The sequence below is a fragment of the Methylobacterium brachiatum genome (assembly GCF_020523825.1).
In the GTDB taxonomy this organism is placed as follows: domain Bacteria; phylum Pseudomonadota; class Alphaproteobacteria; order Rhizobiales; family Beijerinckiaceae; genus Methylobacterium; species Methylobacterium brachiatum.
The window spans coordinates 62,701-82,662 of the sequence record NZ_JAJALK010000007.1 but is presented as its reverse complement, the minus strand read 5'-3'; the positions used below and the strand labels follow the sequence as shown (position 1 = coordinate 82,662).

At 70.0% G+C, this 19,962-nt stretch carries 17 protein-coding genes and 1 tRNA gene; 7 read left to right on the top strand and 11 right to left on the bottom strand.

Annotation, left to right across the window (positions count from 1 at the left end; genetic code table 11):
• Nucleotides 1–135 precede the first annotated feature (135 nt).
• The 5 genes from LGR69_RS17075 to LGR69_RS17055 form a co-directional block, all read right to left on the bottom strand.
• Nucleotides 136–1,824, bottom strand: coding sequence for a methyl-accepting chemotaxis protein (locus LGR69_RS17075; protein WP_230366761.1), 1,689 nt, complete (start codon nucleotides 1,822–1,824; stop codon nucleotides 136–138).
• A 185-nt stretch (nucleotides 1,825–2,009) separates the two neighbouring features.
• The gene (locus tag LGR69_RS17070; RefSeq protein WP_412768912.1) at nucleotides 2,010–2,978 is read right to left on the bottom strand and encodes a helix-turn-helix domain-containing protein; all 969 of its coding nucleotides are present in this window, start codon (nucleotides 2,976–2,978) and stop codon (nucleotides 2,010–2,012) included.
• Nucleotides 2,979–3,320: 342 nt separating this feature from the next.
• Nucleotides 3,321–3,983, bottom strand: a complete 663-nt coding sequence (locus tag LGR69_RS17065; protein ID WP_230366878.1) for a hypothetical protein — start codon at nucleotides 3,981–3,983, stop codon at nucleotides 3,321–3,323.
• A 273-nt stretch (nucleotides 3,984–4,256) separates the two neighbouring features.
• Nucleotides 4,257–4,332, bottom strand: a tRNA-Lys gene (locus LGR69_RS17060).
• Nucleotides 4,333–4,435: 103 nt separating this feature from the next.
• The gene (locus tag LGR69_RS17055) at nucleotides 4,436–5,995 is read right to left on the bottom strand and encodes a 2-isopropylmalate synthase (protein ID WP_007559842.1); all 1,560 of its coding nucleotides are present in this window, start codon (nucleotides 5,993–5,995) and stop codon (nucleotides 4,436–4,438) included.
• A gap of 411 nt (nucleotides 5,996–6,406) precedes the next feature.
• Between LGR69_RS17055 and leuB the strand changes: the two genes are divergently transcribed.
• The 3 genes from leuB to ubiB all read left to right on the top strand — a co-directional run bounded on the left by leuB (nucleotide 6,407) and on the right by ubiB (nucleotide 10,111).
• Entirely contained in the window at nucleotides 6,407–7,516 is a 1,110-nt protein-coding gene (gene leuB, locus LGR69_RS17050; protein ID WP_007559840.1) for a 3-isopropylmalate dehydrogenase, read from the top strand.
• Between the two features lie 185 nt (nucleotides 7,517–7,701).
• A complete protein-coding gene (gene ubiE / locus LGR69_RS17045; RefSeq protein ID WP_007559838.1) occupies nucleotides 7,702–8,484 on the top strand; it encodes a bifunctional demethylmenaquinone methyltransferase/2-methoxy-6-polyprenyl-1,4-benzoquinol methylase UbiE in 783 nt (260 codons plus the stop codon).
• A 64-nt stretch (nucleotides 8,485–8,548) separates the two neighbouring features.
• Entirely contained in the window at nucleotides 8,549–10,111 is a 1,563-nt protein-coding gene (gene ubiB / locus LGR69_RS17040; RefSeq protein WP_230366759.1) for a 2-polyprenylphenol 6-hydroxylase, read from the top strand.
• Nucleotides 10,112–10,140: 29 nt separating this feature from the next.
• Here ubiB and LGR69_RS17035 read toward each other — a convergent pair whose 3' ends face one another.
• Together LGR69_RS17035 and zapE are read right to left on the bottom strand one after the other, a co-directional pair.
• A complete protein-coding gene (locus LGR69_RS17035; protein ID WP_230366758.1) occupies nucleotides 10,141–13,098 on the bottom strand; it encodes a response regulator in 2,958 nt (985 codons plus the stop codon).
• The gene (gene zapE, locus LGR69_RS17030; RefSeq protein ID WP_230366757.1) at nucleotides 13,095–14,327 is read right to left on the bottom strand and encodes a cell division protein ZapE; all 1,233 of its coding nucleotides are present in this window, start codon (nucleotides 14,325–14,327) and stop codon (nucleotides 13,095–13,097) included. The genes LGR69_RS17035 and zapE overlap by 4 nt, the downstream gene beginning before the upstream one ends.
• 296 nt (nucleotides 14,328–14,623) lie before the next feature.
• Here zapE and LGR69_RS17025 point away from each other — a divergent pair, with 296 nt between their 5' ends.
• On the top strand, nucleotides 14,624–15,217 hold the full coding sequence (locus tag LGR69_RS17025) for a GNAT family N-acetyltransferase (protein ID WP_230366756.1): 594 nt from the start codon (nucleotides 14,624–14,626) through the stop codon (nucleotides 15,215–15,217).
• Between the two features lie 9 nt (nucleotides 15,218–15,226).
• On the opposite strand, the gene LGR69_RS17020 is transcribed toward LGR69_RS17025, so the two are convergent.
• Both LGR69_RS17020 and LGR69_RS17015 read right to left on the bottom strand, forming a co-directional pair.
• A complete protein-coding gene (locus LGR69_RS17020) occupies nucleotides 15,227–15,988 on the bottom strand; it encodes a ComF family protein (protein ID WP_230366755.1) in 762 nt (253 codons plus the stop codon).
• Between the two features lie 18 nt (nucleotides 15,989–16,006).
• On the bottom strand, nucleotides 16,007–16,252 hold the full coding sequence (locus LGR69_RS17015) for a hypothetical protein (protein ID WP_230366754.1): 246 nt from the start codon (nucleotides 16,250–16,252) through the stop codon (nucleotides 16,007–16,009).
• A gap of 182 nt (nucleotides 16,253–16,434) precedes the next feature.
• Here LGR69_RS17015 and LGR69_RS17010 point away from each other — a divergent pair, with 182 nt between their 5' ends.
• Nucleotides 16,435–17,325, top strand: a complete 891-nt coding sequence (locus LGR69_RS17010; protein WP_230366753.1) for a methyltransferase domain-containing protein — start codon at nucleotides 16,435–16,437, stop codon at nucleotides 17,323–17,325.
• Nucleotides 17,322–17,690 carry a DUF427 domain-containing protein gene (locus LGR69_RS17005; protein ID WP_230366752.1) on the top strand — a complete coding sequence of 123 codons (369 nt, stop codon included), beginning with the start codon at nucleotides 17,322–17,324 and terminating at the stop codon, nucleotides 17,688–17,690. The genes LGR69_RS17010 and LGR69_RS17005 overlap by 4 nt, the downstream gene beginning before the upstream one ends.
• A gap of 119 nt (nucleotides 17,691–17,809) precedes the next feature.
• On the opposite strand, the gene LGR69_RS17000 is transcribed toward LGR69_RS17005, so the two are convergent.
• Nucleotides 17,810–19,336 carry a DUF6880 family protein gene (locus LGR69_RS17000; RefSeq protein ID WP_230366751.1) on the bottom strand — a complete coding sequence of 509 codons (1,527 nt, stop codon included), beginning with the start codon at nucleotides 19,334–19,336 and terminating at the stop codon, nucleotides 17,810–17,812.
• Between the two features lie 16 nt (nucleotides 19,337–19,352).
• Nucleotides 19,353–19,592, bottom strand: a complete 240-nt coding sequence (locus tag LGR69_RS16995; RefSeq protein ID WP_007559814.1) for a DUF2188 domain-containing protein — start codon at nucleotides 19,590–19,592, stop codon at nucleotides 19,353–19,355.
• A 105-nt stretch (nucleotides 19,593–19,697) separates the two neighbouring features.
• Here LGR69_RS16995 and LGR69_RS16990 point away from each other — a divergent pair, with 105 nt between their 5' ends.
• Nucleotides 19,698–19,961, top strand: a complete 264-nt coding sequence (locus LGR69_RS16990) for a hypothetical protein (protein WP_230366750.1) — start codon at nucleotides 19,698–19,700, stop codon at nucleotides 19,959–19,961.
• The last annotated feature ends 1 nt before the right edge of the window (nucleotide 19,962 follow it).

Sequence of the window (19,962 nt, the reverse complement as noted above, 5' to 3'; positions counted from 1 at the left end):
GCGACTGTGTTCGCGGTGTGACCCTGATGTATGCCCAAGCTTTCCCGGCGGGCGTGCTCCGGCGCACCTGGGTCATAACCTGCCTGATCGGTGGGCCGCGCGCTCCCTTCGATGAGCGCGCGGCCGAGTCCTGATCTAGGCGGCGCGCACGGTGGCGAGGAAGCGATTGACCTGCGCCGCAAGGTGCTCCGATTGCCGCGAGAGTTCCGACGCCGCTCCGAGCACTTGGCTCGCCGCCGTCCCGGTCTCCTCGGCGGCGCCCGCGACGCCGGCGATGTTGCTGGTCACCGCGCCCGTCCCCATCGCGGCCTGGCTGACGTTGCGGACGATCTCCTGTGTCGCCGCACCCTGCTCCTCGACGGCCGCGGCGATCGAGGTCGTCACGCCGCTGATTTCCTGGATCCGGGTCGCGATCGAGCCGATCGCCGACACGGCCTGACCGGTCGACGCCTGGATCCGGGCGATCTGGCCCGAGATCTCGTCGGTGGCCTTGGCGGTCTGCTCGGCGAGGGCCTTCACCTCGGAGGCGACCACCGCGAAGCCGCGGCCGGCGGCTCCGGCGCGGGCCGCCTCGATGGTGGCGTTGAGCGCCAGCAGGTTGGTCTGGCCGGCGATCGACGAGATCAGCCCGACCACGTCGCCCACCCGGGCCGCGGCGGCGCTGAGTTCCTGCACCAGCACGGCTGTCTGATCCGCCTCGTTGACGGCGCGCTGCGCCAGGCTGGCCGAGCCGTCGACCTGCCGGCCGATCTCCTGGACCGAGGAGCCGAGCTCTTCGGCGGCAGCCGCCACGGTGTTGACATTGGACGCGGCCTCTTCCGCGGCCGCCGCGACCGCGCCGGATTGGGCGGAGGTCTGGCCCGCCATCGCCGACATCGCTCCCGCGGTGGCCTGCAACTCGGTCGCCGAGGCTGAGACCAGGCCGATGATCCCGCCCACCGCCTGCTCAAAATCCTGGGCCATCTGGCGCATGCCGAGCTTGCGCTGCTCCTCGGCGGCGAGCCGAGCCTGGGCGGTCTCGGATTCCAGAGCCTTCATCTGGATCAGCCCATCCTTGAACACCTGCACGGCGTCGGCGATCTTGCCGATCTCGGTCTTCGCGCCCTGATGGGGAATCGTCACCGCAAGGTCGCCGGCGATCAGGGACTGCATCGGCTCCACCACCGAGCGGATGCCGCGTGTGACACCCAGGACGATCACAACACCCGACAGCACGGACAGGGCCACCGCGATCCCGATCGCGATGAGGATCAGCATCCGGGTCTCCTCGAAGACCACCTTGCCTTGAGCCTCGGCAGCGCCGGCGCCGTCGTTGTTGAGGGCGACGAGTTTCTCGAGGGTGCCGGACACGGCGCGACGCGGCGCGAGTCCGCTCGTCTCGTAGAGGCTGTAGGCCTGTGCCTTGTCACCCCGGCGGGAGATGCTCAGCACCTCGTCCCGAACTCCCCGGAAGCTCTCGGATGCGCGGCTCAGGGTCTCGTAGAGCGCCTTTTCCTCCGGCGAGCTGATCAGCGTCTCGTAGAGCTTGGTCTTCTCATTCAAGGTCTTATCGAAGTTGGCGATATCCTTATCGATGCTCGCGAGAAGCGTCGGGTCGGTCGCCTGCGTGTGGCGCAGGAGGAGCCCGCTGCTGCGGGCCGTGAGCGTGTTGATCTCGCTCAGCGTCTTGACGCTCGGCAACCAGTTCGTCTCGATCGCGACGGTCTGATCGCGCAGCTTCTGCGTGGCCGCGAGACCGAGCATGCCCAGGCCGACCACGAAGACGGTCAGGATGGTGAACGCCACGATCAGCTTCGTGCGAATGGATACAGATTGCAGCGTCACGACACCCTCGCAATGCAGCGGAATACAAAATCGCTCCAAGCTGCAGCCGCGAATGCTTGCCGAAAATAGATTAACAACCGCTGATTACGGGCGTCTCTCGCGCTACGGATGTTGACCGGTGGGGTGTGGGCGTCGCCCGGCGTCCTGGCCCTGTTTCGACGTCAGCGACGCGCGTTTCCGCCCGATCAGGCTTTCGAAGCGGGTTGATCCGAGAGATGGCGGAATTCACTCGGCGCCATGCCGTACCGGTCCTTGAACCGGCGGGAGAAGTGGGCCTGGCTTGCGAAGCCGCAGCCATAGGCCAGAGTGCCGATGGAGAGATGGCGGCATCCCTGATCGGTCAACCGCTTGGCCGCCGTCTCCAGCCGCCGCTGCCAGATCCAGTCGGAGATGTGCTGGTCATGCTCGTGGAACAGCTCCTGCAGCCGGCGCAGCGACACACCCACCGCCGCGGCGAGCTGAGGCGGGTCGAGGGCCGGGTCGCCGAGATGAGCCTCGACATAGGCTTTGGCGCGTTGGACCACGACGGTGCCGTGCAGCGGTCGTGGCACCTCGCGCGCCAGGCGCTCGGCGATGCCGGCCGCGACGAGGTCCACGGCGATCGCCGACATCCGCTGGGCGGCGTCAGGCGTGAAGGTGTTCTCGACCCTTAGCAACGTGTCGAGGAACGTCGTCACCAGCCGGGCGCTTCCGAGATCGGCCCCGACGCTCAGGACCGAGAAATGGCGCGCGTCACCCAGGAGGTTCTCCAGGCGGTCGCGCGGGATCTCCAGAAGGAGCGAGCGAGAAGGCCCGGTCGTTTGCCGGATGGACGGGCTCGCCCGATCCAAGACCATGATCTCGCCGGACTGTACGATCGCTTGGCGACCGAACTGCTCGCACATGGAGGTTCCGGACAGCTTGACCGTGACCGCGAGGGTGTCCCGCTTGTCGTTTCTGCGGAGCGTCGTCGGTGTCGATTCGACGCGCACGGCGCTGAAGGTTGAGCGCGTGATCAGCTGCGATCCGAGATCGGTTCCCTCGAACAGGCCGTGGAACGTGCCGTCGCCGACCCGATACAGCTCCGCCGGCATCAGGCGAGCATTCGCGAAATCTTTCCAGATCCGGAAATTGGTGTCGGAATGCTCGCCGAGGGCCGAAAAAAGTGTCTTCATCGCGTCGGCGGTCGACCCATCATTTTCAATCTTGGATCGTGGGATTATCTCGCGTCTCGCGCAAAAAGGGTAGCTTTTTAACAACGGTTCAGAGATCATAAATTGCATTCGTGCTTCCGCACGAATAGTTTAGGAACAAAGTTTTATACAGTATAAACTTTGCTAATATAGCATAGACAACAAACCCGGCGATAAGACGTGTCCGATATTTGTCTGAGTTAAAATGTCACGTGAAGTGGCGTGCAGGCGGTCGGCCGGTCCGATCGCCGATGCGGCCGGGTGCGCTACGATCCTTGATGGACCCCGCGATCCGGCTGCATCCGCGACCACGTGGTCCGCCGATCAGTCGGCGATCGGCGGACCGGCATCGTCGGGGGCCTCACGCGGCAACGGCCGGGGCTTGCGGGCCGGCTTCGCGGGCTGGACGGCACGGGCCTGCGGAGGCGCCTGCGTGACAGGGCGCTGAGGCGGCCGCGGCGGCCGCTCGATCTGGACCTTCCTGGCTGCGCCGGCCGCCGGCCCGGCCGGAGCCGGTGCGACGGGCTCCGATGTGGCGCCCGGGCGCTCCGGAGGCGACGCAGCATTCGCCCGGTTCTGCGGCGCACGCGTCGGCGGGCCGGCGGCCGCGGGCAACCCTGCCCGCCCCGGCATCGCCGGGAGCGGCGCCGCGGCAGACGCGGCACCCGCCGCGGCGTTCGGCGGAGCGAGCGTGCATTGCTGCCCGCAATTGCTCACGACCGCTTCGACGGCCTTGCCGTCGATCGTAGCCGCGACGATGCAGCGGGCCGGGTGGTAGACCAATTCGTACTGGAACTTGCCCTTGTCATCCGATTCGGTGCGGAACTTGTCCTCCAGCACCACGGGCATGTGTGGGCGATCGGTGGTCCCGACGACGTAGAGCCGGCCCGTCGCGATCGCCGCCAGGGTGATCTCCGGCGCCGCCCAGGCGGGCCCGCACGTCGCCAGGGCGCCTGCGGCGGCAACGATCGAGGCGAAACGAACCAACCGACAAATCTCCGAGTTCAACCATCGACAAGCGACGGCTAGACCATCTTCAGGCGGAGATAGTTCCGAAATCTAGATCGCACAGGCGGGAGAAATTGTCCTGCACGCTATCGGAGAGGTTTGGATTTCGTTGTGTACGGACCAGCAGGCCGCACGGCGCTTCGCCGCCGGACCCTTCCCGTCCGCCGCTCCGGCCAGAACGCGGAAACCCCAAGCGCAGCGACTCAGCCGCGGCCTCAGGGTTGCCGTCTCGAAAGAATGTTCGGAAAATCTTGGTGGGCGCACTAGGGTTCGAACCTAGGACCCGCTGATTAAGAGTCAGCTGCTCTACCAACTGAGCTATGCGCCCGATCGCGTCTGCGACCCGCCCCGGTGGCCACCAAGTCCGTCCGGGGTGGCGGGCTGATACCAACGCATCCGGGGGCTGTCCACCCCCGGACGCAGGTTTTTTGCTATTCCGCCGCCGCGTGCTGTGCATGAACCCGCACGGCGTGGGCCGCGAGCTTGTTCAACGCCGAGAGATACGCCTTGGCGGAGGCCACCAGCGTGTCGGGATCGGCGCCGCGGGCGGTGACGCTGCGCTCGCCGTCGCGCAGGCGCACCGAGACCTCGGCCTGGGCGTCGGTGCCGCCGGAGACGGCCTGGACCTGATACAGCTCCAGCTCGGCCTTGTGCGGCACCAGGGCGGTGATCGCGTTGAACACGGCGTCCACCGGCCCGTTGCCGTCCGCCTCCTCGATCCGCGTCCCGGTCTCGTCGGCGATGCGCAGGGTGGCGCGCTGCGGCCCCCGCGTGCCGGCGATGACCGACAGCGAGACCAGCCGGATCCGGTCATGGGCGGTGGCGAGGTTCTCGTCGACGAGCGCCTCGATATCCTCGTCGTAGACGTGCTTCTTCCGGTCGGCCAAGGCCTTGAACCGCTCGAACGCGTCCTGGAACTGGTTGTCGGACAGGTGCAGGCCGAGATCGTCGAGCTTGGAGCGGAAGGCCGCCCGGCCGGAATGCTTGCCCATCACCAGGGAGGTCTTGGTCAGGCCCACCGAGGCCGGGGTCATGATCTCGTAGGTCTCGGCGTTCTTGAGCATGCCGTCCTGGTGGATGCCGCTCTCGTGCGCGAAGGCGTTGCGGCCGACGATCGCCTTGTTGAACTGCACCGGGAAGTTGGTGGCGTGGCTCACCAGCTTCGAGGCGCGGGTCAGCATGGTCGATTCGATGCCGGTCTCGTAGGGCAGGACGTCCGCGCGGGTGCGCAGGGCCATGACGATCTCCTCGAGCGCGGCGTTGCCGGCCCGCTCGCCGATACCGTTGATCGTGCACTCGACCTGCCTTGCGCCGCCCTCGATGCCGGCCAGCGAATTGGCGATCGCGAGGCCGAGATCGTTGTGGCAATGGACCGAGAAGACGGCCTGGTCGGCGTTCGGCACCCGCTCGCGCACGGACGCGAACATGTCGCGGTACTCGGAGGGCGTCGCGTAGCCCACCGTGTCGGGCAGGTTGATCGTGGTGGCGCCGGCCTTGATCGCCGCCTCGACGCAGCGGCACAGGTAGTCGATCGGCGTGCGGGTCGCGTCCATGGCCGACCATTCCACGTCCTCGACGAGGTCGCGGGCCTGGGCCACGGTCTTCAGGATGATCTCGAGCACCTCGTCCTGGGTCTTGCGCATCTGGTGGGCGAGGTGGATCGGCGAGGTCGACACGAAGGTGTGGATCCGCCCGCGCTTGGCGTGCCGCACCGCCTCGCCGGCCCGGGCGATGTCGGCGGGAATCGCGCGGGCGAGACCCGCGATGGTGGCGCGCTTGGTGCGCCGGGCGATCTCCGATACGGCCTCGAAGTCACCGATCGACGCGATCGGGAAGCCGGCCTCGATGATGTCGACGCCCATCGTGTCGAGGAGCTCTGCGACCGCGAGCTTCTCGTCGTGGGTCATGGTGGCGCCGGGGCATTGCTCGCCGTCGCGCAGGGTCGTGTCGAAGATGACGATGCGTTCGCGGGCGGTGGTGCTGGTGGTCATGGCGTTACCCTATCGCGGGCCGCCCGGCGGAAGGCTCGGGCCGGCGTGGTGCCCCGGGCGGGGCTGGATGTCGCGAGTGCAGAAACTCCCCTGAAGGCCCAGGCGCGCGCGCCCAGACGGCCCTCAGGGGCGGGTAAGCAGAAGCGGAAGAAGAAGCCCGGAGCGGCGCGCACGGGACCGAAGCACCGTAGAGGCGGCGCGGGCGGTCTCGATCGCTGAGCCGGCTCTGGCCAAGGCTCGTCTCTCCCGGGTGGGGCGCGGACGGCGTGACGCAGCACCCGCGCGGTGGCCGGCAGAGGTAGCGCCGTCGCCACGGAAACACAAGGTCCGCCCCGGCTCGGCGCCTTGCCAAGCGCGCCCCGCCCTCGATAAAGCCCGCCGGCACGTCGAGAGAGAACCCGCGAGACCGTCATGGCCAGCTACAAGCTCCTGCTCCTGCCCGGCGACGGGATCGGCCCGGAGGTCGCGGGCGGCATGCAGGTCGTGCTCGACGCCCTGAAGGAGACCGGGCTCGCGACCTTCGAGACCGAGACCGATCTCGTCGGCGGCTGCGCCCTCGATGCGCATGGCCGCCCGCTCTCGGACGAGACCCTGGCGCGTGCCCGCGCCGCGGACGCGATCCTGCTCGGCGCGGTGGGCGGCCCGAAATGGGCCGGCGTCGCCTATGAGAACCGCCCGGAGGCCGGCCTGCTGCGCCTGCGCAAGGATCTCGAGCTGTTCGCCAACCTGCGTCCGGCGATCTGCTACCCGGCGCTGGCCGACGCCTCGGCGCTCAAGCGCGAGCTGGTCGAGGGCCTCGACATCATGATCGTCCGCGAGCTGACCGGCGGCGTCTATTTCGGCGAGCCCAAGGAGATCACGACCCTGCCGGACGGCTCCAAGCGGGCCGTGGACACGCAGGTCTACACCACCGGCGAGATCGAGCGGATCGCCCATGTCGCCTTTGATCTGGCGGCCAAGCGCTCGGGTCGCGTGGCCTCGGCCGAGAAGCACAACGTGATGAAGTCCGGCGTCCTGTGGAAGGAGGTCGTGACCAAGGTCCATGCCGAGCACTACGCCCAGATCGAGCTGGAGCACGTGCTCGCCGACAATTGCGCCATGCAGCTGGTGCGCCGGCCGAAGCAGTTCGACGTGCTGGTGACCGACAACCTGTTCGGCGACGTGCTGTCCGACCTCGCCGCGATGCTCACCGGCTCGCTCGGCATGCTGCCCTCGGCCTCGCTGGGCGCCGTGGACGACAGCGGCGTGCGCCGGGCGCTGTACGAGCCGTGCCACGGCTCGGCCCCGGACATCGCCGGGCAGGACAAGGCGAACCCGATCGCGATGATCGGCTCGCTCACCATGTGCCTGCGCTACTCGTTCGGGCTCGGCGAGGCGGCGGACGCGCTCGACGGCGCCGTGATGGACGCGCTCGCGAGCGGTGCCCGCACCGCCGACATCGCCGGCGAGGGCACCAACCCGATGGGCACCCGCGCCATGGCGAACGCCGTGGCCGATGCCCTGCGCGCCCGCGTCGGCTGAGGATCCGTCACCGCTCGCGTGATAGGACGCATGGCGGATGGGCGCGGCCTTCGCTATGACGCACGGGCTTAAAAGCGCTCGCCGCCGAAGCGGATGCCGGTTCGGCGGCGAGCGCGTCACATCGAGAACTTGGAGCCGTTCCCGGGCGCAGCGCGATCGGGAACGGCTCTGAGAACGGGAGCGTCATGAAGGCCGGGGACGGGGCGACGGAGCGCGAGAGCGCGGATTTCGGCTTCGAGCGCGTGTCGCTCGACGAGAAGCAGGGGCGCGTCGACAGCGTCTTCCACTCGGTCGCCCGCCGCTACGACGTCATGAACGACTTGATGTCGGCGGGCCTGCACCGGGCCTGGAAGGCGCAGCTCGTCTCGATGCTGCGGCCGCCGCAGGGCCGGCCCTTCGCGCATCTCGACGTGGCCGGCGGCACCGGCGACGTGGCGTTCCGGGTGCTCGCCGCGGGCGGCCCGAAGACGCGGGTCACGGTGCTCGACATCAATGAATCGATGCTGCGCGTCGGCGCCGAGCGGGCCCGGGAGAAGGTCGAGGATGCGGGCGACCGGATCGCCTTCGTGACCGGCAACGCCGAGAGCCTGCCGCTGCCGGACGCCGCCTTCGACGCCTACACGATCGCCTTCGGCATCCGGAACGTGCCGCGGATCGAGACCGCGCTGGCCGAGGCGCGCCGGGTGCTGAAACCCGGCGGCCGGTTCCTGTGCCTGGAATTCTCCGCGGTCGACATCCCACTGCTCGACAAGATCTACGACGCCTATTCCTTCCACGTGATCCCGCGGATCGGCGCCCGTGTCGCCGGCGATGCCGAATCGTACCGCTACCTGGTCGAGTCGATCCGCAAGTTCCCGACGCGCGGCGCCTTCGCGGGCATGATCGAGCGCGCCGGCTTCCGCCACGTCACGGACCGGCCGCTGTCGGGCGGGATCGTGGCGATCCATTCCGGCTGGAAGGTCTCCTGATCTTGGCCAACGCATGCCACCGCCCGCCCGCCGTCGCGGTGGGGGGGAAAGCCCCGGTGCGTTCATGATCGGCGCCGCGATCAACCTGTTCCGCGGTGCCCGGGTCGGCTTCGTCCTGGCGCGTGAGGGCGCCCTCGCCCTGGTCGACCCGTCCGAGCTGCCGGCCCATCTGCGCTTCGCCTTGAAGCTCGGGCGTACGCTGGAGCGGCGCGGCCTGGGGCATGGCGCCGCCGGATTGTCGGCCGCCCTGACGCGGCTCGGCCCGTCCTACGTGAAATTCGGCCAGTTCCTGGCGACCCGGCCCGACATCGTCGGCATGCGGGCGGCCTTCGACCTGGAGCGGTTGCAGGACCGGGTGCCGCCGTTCCCGCAGGAGACCGCCCTCAAGGTGGTCGAGATGGCGCTGGGCAAGCCGGTGGGCGCGCTGTTCGTGTCGTTCAGCGAGCCGATCGCCGCCGCCTCGATCGCGCAGGTCCACAAGGCCGTGGTGCAGGATGCCGACGGCACCCAGCGGGCGCTGGCCGTGAAGGTGATGCGCCCGGGCGTGCGCGAGCGCTTCATGCGCGACCTTGAAGTCATGCGGTTCATGGCCCGGGTGGTGCACGCGCTCTCGCCGCAGGCCGAGCGGCTGCGCCCGCGCGAGGTCGTCGAGATCCTCGCCCGCTCCGTGCTGATGGAGATGGATTTCCGCCTCGAAGCCGCCGCCGCCTCGGAGATCGCGGAGAACACCAAGGACGACCTCGATTTCCGGGTGCCGAAGCCCGAATGGGAGCTGACCGCCCGGGAGGTGCTGTCGGCCGAGTGGATCGAGGGCGTGCGCCTGCACAGCGCGGCCGAGCTCGCCGCCGCCGGCCACGATCCGCAGGCGATCGGCCGCGCGGTGATCCAGAGCTTCCTGCGGCAGGCGATCCGCGACGGCTTCTTCCACGCCGACATGCACCAGGGGAACCTGCTGGTCGATGCCGAGGGCCGCCTGGTGGCGGTGGATTTCGGCATCATGGGCCGGCTCGGCCTGAACGAGCGCCGGTTCCTGGCCGAGATCCTGCTCGGCTTCATCCTGCGCGACTACCGCCGGGTGGCGAAGGTGCATTTCGAGGCGGGCTACGTGCCGGCGCACCACTCGGTGGAGGATTTCGCGCAGGCGATCCGGGCGATCGGCGAGCCGATCCACCAGCGCCGGGCCGACGAGATCTCGATGTCGAAGGTGCTGACCCTGCTGTTCGACATCACCGCCTTGTTCGACATGAGCACGCGCACCGAACTCGTGATGCTCCAGAAGACCATGGTGGTGGTCGAGGGCGTGGCCCGCTCGCTCGATCCGCGCCTCGACATGTGGACCACCGCCGAGCCGGTGGTGCGCAGCTGGATCACCAAGAATGCCGGCCCGCTCGGGCGCGCCCAGAGCGGCTTCGAGGCGCTGCGGGTGGTCTCCGACTTGGTTGGCGATATTCCCGACCTCGCGACCCGGCTCAAGCGCGTGCTGATCCGGCTCGACGAGGCCGGGACCGGCGATGCGCGGCGTTTGGAGCACTTCGCCCGCAGCGAGGGCCGGCGCGCGATCTGGTCGACCCTGGCGCTCTGGGGCATCGCCGTCGGAGCACTCGTGATGGCGTTCCGCGGCGTCTGATCACCGAGGCGGGGTGAGCGCTGGACGGCTCACTCCGCCTCGGCGTGCCCGGGCATCAGCGCCCGAAGCTCCCGGGCCAGCTCGCTCAGGCCCGTCGTGCCCTTGGCGAGCACCCGGTCGGCCTGGCCGGCCAGGCGCCGACGGTCCTCGGCAGTGATGTCCTTGGCGGTCAACACCACCACCGGGATGTCCCGCCAGTCGGGCCGGGCGCGCAGGGCCCGCAGGAAGCCGAACCCGTCCATCTCGGGCATCATCAGGTCGAGCAGAACCAGGCAGGGCCGCTCCGCCTCCAGGGTCTCCAGCGCGCGCACGCCGTTCTCGGCCGCGACCACCGGAAAGCCCTCCCGGCCGAGATAGGCGCAGACATGGGCGCGCGCATCCGCCTCGTCCTCGACCACAAGGATCGGACCCTCGGCGGCGACCGGCCGGAAGCGGTCGATGACGTGGCGCAGGCTGCCCCAGTCGATCGGCTTCTGCAGATAGTCGGTGGCGCCCAGCGAGAAGGCGAGGTTCTGCTCGTCCAGCACCGTGACCATCACGATCGGCGTCGCACCGATCTCCGGGTCCGCCCGCAGGGCGCGCAGAACCGCCCAGCCGTCCATCTGCGGCATGGTCACGTCGAGGAGCACCGCCCTCGGGCGCAGGGTGCGTGCGAGTTCGAGACCGCGTCGCCCATCCTCGGCCACCGCCACGGAGAACCCTTCGCGCTCCAGGAAGCGGGCGAGGAGATCGCGGGTGGCGGCATCGTCGTCGACCACCAGGATCGTCCGACGGTCGCCCGGGCTCTCGCCGGCCACGCCCGCATGCTCGGCCTCAGGGCCCTCGAACTGCACCGGGAGCGTCAGCGTGAAGGTCGTGCCTTCCCCTTCCCGGCTGTCCACCGCGATGGCGCCGCCCAGCATCTCCGAGAAGGCGCGGGTGATCGACAGGCCGAGCCCGGTCCCGCCGAAGCGCCGCGTCGTCGAGGCGTCGGCCTGGGTGAAGCGCTCGAACAGCCGTCCGACCTGCTCGGCGCTCATGCCGATGCCGGTATCCGTGACGGTGAAGCGCAGAGCCTCCACGGTGCGGCTGACGCCCAGGGTGATCCGGCCGTTCTCGGTGAACTTCGCCGCGTTGCTCAGGAGGTTGATGAGGCACTGGCGCAGCTTGGTCACGTCGGTATGGGCCGTGCCGACATCCTCCGCCAGGTCGAGGGCCAGGGTGTTGCCCTTCTTGGCGATCAGGCCCTCGACCGTGGCGGCCACGTCGCGGACCACTTCGGCGACATCGAAATCCTCCGCGTAGATCTCGACCCGGTCGGCCTCGATCTTGGAGATGTCGAGCACGTCGTTGATCAGGCCGAGCAGGTGGCGGGCGTTCGACTCGATCTTCTTCATGTCGGCGATCAGGTCGGCCTCGCCGAGATCCTCCAGTTCTTCCTGGACCATCTCGGAATAGCCGATCACCGCCGAGAGCGGCGTGCGCAGCTCGTGGCTCATATTGGCCAGGAACTGGCTCTTGGCCTCGTTGGCGGCCTCGGCCGCCGCGCGGGCCGCCTCGATGGCGGCTTCCGCCTCCTTGCGCTCGGTGATGTCGGTGTGGGTGCCGACCCATTCGCGCAGCGTCCCGTCCGCTTCGAGGATCGGGACCGCCCGCACGCTCATGTGGCGGTAGGCGCCGGAGCGCGCCCGGATCCGGTGCTCGGTGGCGTAGGGCTGCAGCGTCGTCACCGCCCGCGTCCAGTCGGCCTGGGTGTGGGCGCGGTCGTCCGGGTGGATGACGTCGAGGAAGCCTAGGCCGGAATAGGTGGCCTCGTCCTGGCCGGTGAAGCGGCTCCAGGCGGTCTGGCGCCGGTGCAGGCTCCCCTCCGGGTTGGCGGTCCAGACGATGGCCGCGCTGGCCTCGATCAGCGAGCGGAAGCGCTCCTCGCTGCGCCGGGTCCGCATCTCCGCGAGGTGGCGGATCGTGTCGTCGACCACGACCAGGCCGACGCCCTCGACATCCTGGCCGCTGTCGCCTCCGGTCCCGTCGCCGCGCAGGGGGTAGAAGCTCATCGAGAACTGGCGCACCCCGCCGGGGGCGGACGGCGTCGGGACCGCCACCGGCACGTTCGGCGAGACCAGGCCTTCCTCCAGCGCTGCGGCGAGCTTGGGCGCCAATTCCTCGCGCAGGGTCGGGAGCATCGCCCAGATCGGGGCGCCGAGATCGGCCCCGAAGCCGCGCTCGCTCATCGTGGCGAGCGCCCGGTTCATGTGGCGGATCTTCAGGTCGCGATCGAGGAAGCCGAGGCCCACGGGGGCGTTGGCCAGCACGCCGTCGAGCAGCCGCGACATCCGCAGCGATTCCTGCCGTCGCACCAGGGCGAGGCGGGCGAGCAGCACGATCGCCCCGAGCGCCGCCGCGCCGGACAGCAGGAACAGGACCAGCCCGCGCCAGCGCTCCCGGGTCTGCAGGTCGGCGAGGTGCTGTGCGGTGATCGCCTGGCGGGATGCGGCCTCCATCCGGATCGCGTCCATGACGCGCTTGCCCTCGCCGGTGCGGACGAGGTCGGTGGCCGCGTCGAAGCCCTTGTCCCGGCGTGCCGCGACCACCCGGGTGGCGAAGTCGCGCTTCTGCGCCACCAGCCCGGCGAGCGACGGGGCGCCGGCCCGGACCGGCTCCTGGGCGGTCGAGCCGAGCGCGCTGAGCTCGGTCTCGATCTTGCCGAGCGCCTGGGTATAGGGCGCCAGGTAATCCTCGCTGCCGACCAGGACGAAGCCGCGCTCGCCGGTCTCCAGGTCCTTGACCTCGGACAGCAGGCGCTCGACCCCCGCGATGGTGGCGTTGGCCTGCGCGGTGGCGGCGCGGTCGGCTTCCCCGCCCAGGTAATTGGCGGTGCCCGCGACCAGCGCCACAACCAGCAGGATGAAGGCGGCGGGCGAGCCGAGCAGCGGTCGCAGGGGACCGGCGCCGCGCCAGTTCGGCCGCCGCAGACGAAAGATCGATCCGACTCCCTGACGGCCGCTCACGTCTCCACCAGCCCGGTGCTCGCACCCGAGGCCTCGGAATCGGCCCGTCCATGCGGCAAGGCGAGGTATTCGTGCGAGCGCATCTCGATCAGGCGAGAGACGGTCCGGTCGAACTCGAACGCCTCGCGGCCGGTCTCGGCGGTGTAGAGGTCCTGCGCCTCGGCGGCCGCGGACGCGACGAGCTTCACGTGCCGGTCGTAGAGCGTGTCCACCAGGGTGATGAAGCGCTTGGCCTCGTTGCGCTCGGCCTCGGTCAGCACCGGGATCCCGTCGAGGATCACCGTGTGGAAGGAACGCGCCAGGGCCATGTAATCCGATGCGCCGAGCGGCTGCCGGCAGAGGTCGTCGAAGCTGAAGCGCGCGACACCGTTCGCCTCCTCGGGGACCGCCACGTCCCGGCCGTGGACCTGGATCGTCGCCGGGCGACCCTTGGCCTTGCCGGTCAGCGCCTTGAACGCGGCGTCCAGGGCCGCGCGGGCGGCCTCGTCCGCCGGGACGTGATAGACGGCCGCGCCGCCGAGCTTCTCCAGGCGGAAATCGGTCCGCGAATCGAGGCGAACGACCTCGACCTGGTCCTTGAGCGTCGCGATGAACGGCAGGAACAGGGCGCGGTTGAGGCCGCCCTCGTAGAGCCGATCCGGCTCGACATTCGAGGTCGCCACCACGGTGACGCCGCGCCGGAACAGGTGCCCGAACAGGCGCCCGAGGATCATCGCGTCGGCGATGTCGGTCACCGTGAACTCGTCGAAGCACAGCAAGGTCGCCTCGTCGGCGAGCTGGTCGGCCACCGGGCCGATCGGGTCGTCACCCTTCACGGTGCCGGCTTTCAGCGCCTGCCGATAGGCGTGGATGCGCTCGTGCGCATCAGCGAGAAACCCGTGGAAATGGACCCGCCGTTTCGGGGCCGGCGCAGCCTCGTGGAACAGGTCCATCAACATGGTCTTCCCGCGCCCGACCGAGCCCCAGATGTAGAGTCCCTTGGGGGACTCGGCCTCGTCCTTGCGCCGGAACAACCAGCCGAGCGCGCTGGTCTTGCTGGCGCGCTTGCGGCGTCCGAGATCCTGAAGCAGCCGATCGAGGGCACGCACCAGCTGCGCCTGGGCGGGGTCGCGCTCGATCGCGCCCGTGGCCACCAGGGCTTCGTAGCGCTCGTGAACCGGGCCGGGCGAGACGGCGCCGGCCCGAGCCTCCGCGGAGGGCGCGTGTCGCTTCCCGGATTGCTCGCTCACGCTGCCGGTCCCCCGCAACTCGCCACGGCGCCGGACCGGCACCCCCGCACCCGGTCGACCGTTCCCGACCCGGGCCGCCTCCCTGTGCCGTGCAAGCTCGGCTCGAATCAAGCCCGGGACAGAACACGCGACGCCGAACCGTTCCATCAGGCCCGCGCATGGCAGCATGCCCAGGCCTGGGCTCAGTCATATTGCTGCATTGCACAACGGCCATGGGGATGCGAGATCATCCGGGTCTTTGGGGAGGAACGTCCGGACCAATCGGCGCGACAACGCGCCCAGACCGGAGACCCATCATGGCCGTTCGACACCTCGCCGTGTCGGCCCACACGGTCCGGCGCCTATGGCCGGCCGACCGCAATGCGGTGCTCGACTACTTCCTGCGCCTCGATCCGGAGGCGCGTGCGAATCGCTTCATGGGCAATGTCAGCGAAGCCGGTGTGCGGGCCTATGCCGCGCAGGTGCTGACCGCCGAAGGCGTGATGTACGGCGCCTTCGTGGATGGTGACCTGCGCGGTCTGGCGGAGTTGCGCCCCATGGAAACCGGTTCGTCGCCCTATATCCTGGGTCCGCACGCCGAGGCCGCCTTCGCGGTCGAGCGGGCTTTCCGCCGCCAGGGGATCGGGGCGGCCCTGTTCGCCAGGATCGCGCGCGCCGCGCGCCATCGCGGCGTGGTCGATCTGCATGTGCGCTGTCTCTCGGGCAACGGCCCGATGCTGCGCCTAGCGGCCAAGCACGGGGCTGCGTTGCAGCGCGCCGGGACCGAGACCGAGGGCGCGCTCCATCTGGCCCGGCCCACGCCGTTCTCGCTCTGGTACGAGAGCATTGCCGAGGCGTTCGACTTCACCCTGGCGGTGAGCTTTCCGAGCCGCGAGCGGGTCACGGCCTGACCGGGAGCCTTACCCGGCGGCATCACCGACCAGCGCGAAGGTGAGCAGGTCGACCGATGTCGCCCCACCGCGCAGGAGCGCCCGGGCGGCCGCGTTCCCGGTCGCGCCGGTCGTCATCACGTCGTCGATGAGCAGGACCCGCCGGCCACGGATCCGGTACGCCTGCGCCGTCGCCACCCGGAACGCCCCGCTCAGATTCTCGGCCCGCGCCGGCCGGCTGAGGCCGACCTGCGAGCGGGTCGCCCGGACCCGGACCAGGGCCGACGGCTCGAACGGCAGGCCCGCGCCTTTGGCGATCACCCGGCCCAGCAACGCCGCCTGATTGAACCGCCGCCGCCACAGCCGCCAGCGGTGAAGCGGGACCGGGACGACGCATTCGGCTTCGGCGATCAGCGTCCGGCCGCTCGCCGCCATCATCCGGCCCATCACGCCGGACAGGTCGAGCCGATCCTCGTATTTCAGCCGGTGTACGAGACGGCGGGCGACATCGTCGTAGAGCGCGACGGCCCGGGCACGCCCGAAAACCGGCGGCTCGGCGATCGCCCGGGGCGAGAGCAGCGGCCCTACGCCGAGATCGACGGCGAAGGGCGTGCCGAAGCGCTGGCACAGGGGCTCTTCGATGAGGCGCAGGCCGGTCCAGCAGGACGGGCACAGGGCGCCGGGATCCGCCGTGGCACTGCCGCAACCGCAGCAGGTCGGCGGGTAGATCAACGACAAGGCCCCGCGCGGCAAGCCGCGCAGGGCCGATGCGACGGCCGCGATCGCCGTCATGCGGGCGAAGGACGAAGCTTAGCGGGCCGAGATGGGGCGCGCGCCCCGCTGGTCGAAATCCTGATCCCGCTGCCGGGCCTGCGAATTCGCCCGATGCCGGCCGATCGCGCAGCCTGCGGCGGCGCCGACCAAGCCGTGATGGCCGGCATAATGGCCGGCGATGCCGCCGACGATCGCGCCCTTGATGCAGCCCTTGGCCTCGGCGCCGCTCGCGGCGGTAAGGGCGGCGAGAGCCATGGCGGCCCCGACGAGCATGCGCTTCATGACCTGAACTCCCTGATCCATCTCGGCCATGCGGCCAGTCGCAGCAGGAACGGCGACGGTGCCGACTCGTTCCGCGAGGTTAGGGCACCTCGCGGGTCTGTGTGCAGCCGCGATCGCTGTCATTCACAGCCATGCGGAGGGGATGCTGGCGGGACGGTGCCGCAAGCGCCATGTGCAGGCCCATGGATGCACCGGCCACCCTGTTCGACACCGCCCTCGCCCGCCAACGCCTCGCCAGGGCCGAGCGCAACGGCTACGCCGGTTTCCTCCTCGACCGCGTCGTCGAGGATCTGGACGACCGCCTCGGCGCGGTGCTGCGTACCTTCGGCACGGTGCTCGACCTGGCCACCCCCGGCGCCGGCGCTGCACAGGTCCTCGCGGCCCGATACCCGGAGGCGATTCATCTCCGCCTCTCGGCCGTGCCCCGACCGGGCGGCAACCGGATCGTCGGAGACCCGGAATTCCTGCCCTTGGCCGCCGAAAGCCTCGACCTCGCCGTGTCGCTGCTCGCGCTCCACGCGGTCAACGACCTGCCCGGAACGCTGATCCAGCTGCGCCGGGCGCTGCGGCCGGACGGCCTGTTCCTCGGCTGCCTGCTGGGCGGCGCCACCCTGACCGAGCTGCGTCAGAGCTTCGCCCAGGCCGAGAGCGAGATCGAGGGCGGGGTCAGCCCGCGGGTGGCGCCCTTCGCCGCCGTGCGCGAGGCCGGGGCGCTGCTGCAGCGGGCCGGCTTCGCGCTGCCGGTGGCCGATACCGACACGCTGACGGTGCGCTACGCCGACCCGTTCGGCTTGATGCGCGACCTGCGCGCCATGGGCATGACCAACGTGCTCACCGAGCGACGGCGGACGCCCCTGCGCCGGGCGACCCTGGTGCGCACCGCGGAAGTCTATGCCGAGCGCTTCTCGGACCCCGATGGGCGCATCCGCGCGACCTTCGAGGTTCTGTGGCTGTCCGGCTGGGTCCCGCACGAGAGCCAGCAGAAGCCGCTGCGTCCCGGGACCGCGAAATCGCGCCTCGCCGACGCCCTCGGAACCGTCGAGCTGAAGCCCGAACCCGGAAGGACATCATGAAAGAACCTGGACCCGACCATCCGATCACCGTGACGCCGGAGCCGCGCCGGGTTCGCGTGCTGGCAGCCGGCGTGGCGGTGGCCGACACGCGCGATGCGCTTCGCCTGGACGAAGGTCGCTACCCGGCGGTGTTCTACATTCCCCGGGCCGACATCCGGGCCGAGCATTTCGTGCCGTCGGCGCGGACCAGCCATTGCCCCTACAAGGGCGATGCCCGTTACTTCGACCTTGTGGTCAACGGGACCCGGCGCGCCGATGCGGTGTGGAGCTACGAGGCACCGTTTCCCGCGGTTGCGCCGATCGAGGGCCACGTCGCGTTCTATCCCGATCGGGTCGATGCCATCGAGGTTCTGGACGCTTCATAGGGATTGCCCGCCCGCACGTCACGCGAGGCGCAGGCGTATGATCGCCGTGCCGTCATTGCGAAGTGACGGAAGGCCCCGGGCTCGTTCTCGCGTCGCCCGACGATACGGCGTGAAAATTCTCAGTCCCGCAGCAGCCCCCAGAAGGCGTGCTTGCGGCCGTGGTCCCGCCGCAGCCTCTCCCGGTAGGCGGCCGGTGACGGATCGATGGCACCTGCGGCCAGGCGGTCGGCGAGACCGTCGAGTTCCAGCAGGTATCTGGCGCCATGCGCATAGGCGGCGCTGCGGCCGGATTCGAGGATGCCGTCGAGCAGGCGGCGATACAGGATCGTCGCGGCGAGCGGGTGGTCCTGGGCCAAGGCCTCCGCGGCCGGCGCGAGAACGGAATAGTGCTCGCCCAGCCAGACTTTGCGCTTCTCTTCGACCAGCCCGGCGGCCCGGGGCAGATCCGGCCAGCCCACCAGGAAGGCGAGCGCCCGGTGCGGATTTCCGTAAGCCTCGGCGTGATCGAGCGCGCGCAGCAGCGCCTCCTCGTCCTCGAAATCCGGCAGCTTGGCGAGGTAGGCGCGCAGCATCGGCGCGTCGAGATCGCGCTCGAACAGCGCCCAGCGCAGCGCCTGCGCCTCCTCGCGCCTGCCCAGCGCGTCGAGGATCTCGATTTCCAGCGCCTTGCGCGCACGGTCGGGCCCGCGCGGGTCGAACCCTGCGATCAGATCGGCCCGCGTGACGATACGCAGGCCGGCCTCCTGCTCGCGGCGGATCCAGTCGAGCGCCTCCTGGGCTCGACCGGCGGCGAGCAGCCGTTGCGCGATCGAGAGACGGTCCTCCTGGCCGGGGGCAATCTCCCGCTCCAGGGCGATGTAGGCGTCGGCGTCGTTTCGCCGGTCGGCGATCACCTGGCGCTGGCGCAGGATCTGGCCTCTCGCTGCGATGTGGCGATGATCGGCCTGGCTGCGCGCCTTGCCAGCCTTTGCTAGCCCGGACGCTGCCTGCGCGAGCGCGGTGTCGATCTCCGACAGCGTGTCCGGATCGAGCGTCGGAACCATCTCCGTCAGAAGCGTGCCGAGCGGGCCGAACGGGTCGGCCGTGAAGGGGCCGACGAGGCCGGCGGCGACCCGCGCCGCCTCCGCGGGCGACAGGGCGGCCGCGATCGCCACGAAGGCCTCTGTGGCGCGCTCGTAGACGCCCTGCACCGCGCCGGTGCTGTCGTCGACCCGGTTCAGCACCGAATCGGCACCGTCGAGAAATCGCTTGAGGCGCTCCAGGGCGGCGCCGGCATCCAGCGGGCGCAGCTCATTGAGGATGACGGTCACGGTGGCGTTCAGATCGGCCGCAAACGCCCTGCGCTTCTGCCAGTCGATGTAGCCCTGGGCGGATTCGAGCGCGGTCAGGCGGCGGTCGATCATCGCCGCCACGGCGTCCGGCCCTTGTAGGGAGGCGAGCGCGGCGGTGACGAGCTTCTTGAACGTGGGATTGCGGGCGGTCTCGCCGAGGATCAGTCCGATCAGCCGGTCCGGTCCCAGAGCCGCCAGGGTCTCCGGCGACGGAGTGGTGCGCCGCGCGCCCTTGGGACGCGCGGGCTTGGCGATGGCGTCCGGCTTGGGGCTCGTCGTGCTGCGCGCCTGGGTTGTGGCTTTGGCTGAGGCCACGGCAGCGCCGCTCCGATCAGTCCACAACCTTGGCGCGGGGGCGATCGCTGCCCTGCGCGGTCTCGTCGTGCCAGCTGCCGGCCTGATCCTGGTAGCGGATGCCCTCGGTGGAGCCGGGGACCTGCTGCTCGGCGGCCGCCGCCTGGGCGGCCTGGAGGGCCTCCTCGCGGCTCGGGAAGGTCTCGGAGAACACGTCGCCGACCTTGTAGGCGAAGCCGCCATCGTGCTCGACGATGCGATAGGTAACCTCGGACATTGCGACTCCTGTACGCACGCGGTTGTGTTGAGCGCGAACCCGTCGCGCGCCGCGGGGTTCCCGCGCGGCCTCCGATCCGCCGGAAAGTCGGGCTACGGGCGCCGCATGACGACGCTCCTTCGCCCGATCCTGGCTCTCGGCCTCCTCGTCGCTTCGACGCATGCGCACGCGGCGGAGGGTTTTTTCGACACGCTCTTCGGCGGCTCTTCGCGGTCTGCGCCGCCCAACCCGTTCGCTTCGAATTATCCCTCGGCCCCGCCGACTCCCGACGAGGTGCGGGCCGAGCATCAGCGGCGCCCGGTCCGGACCGAGCGCGAGCGCGAGCGCGGCCGGGGCCCGCTCCCGCCCGGCCGGATCCCCGAGGAATAGC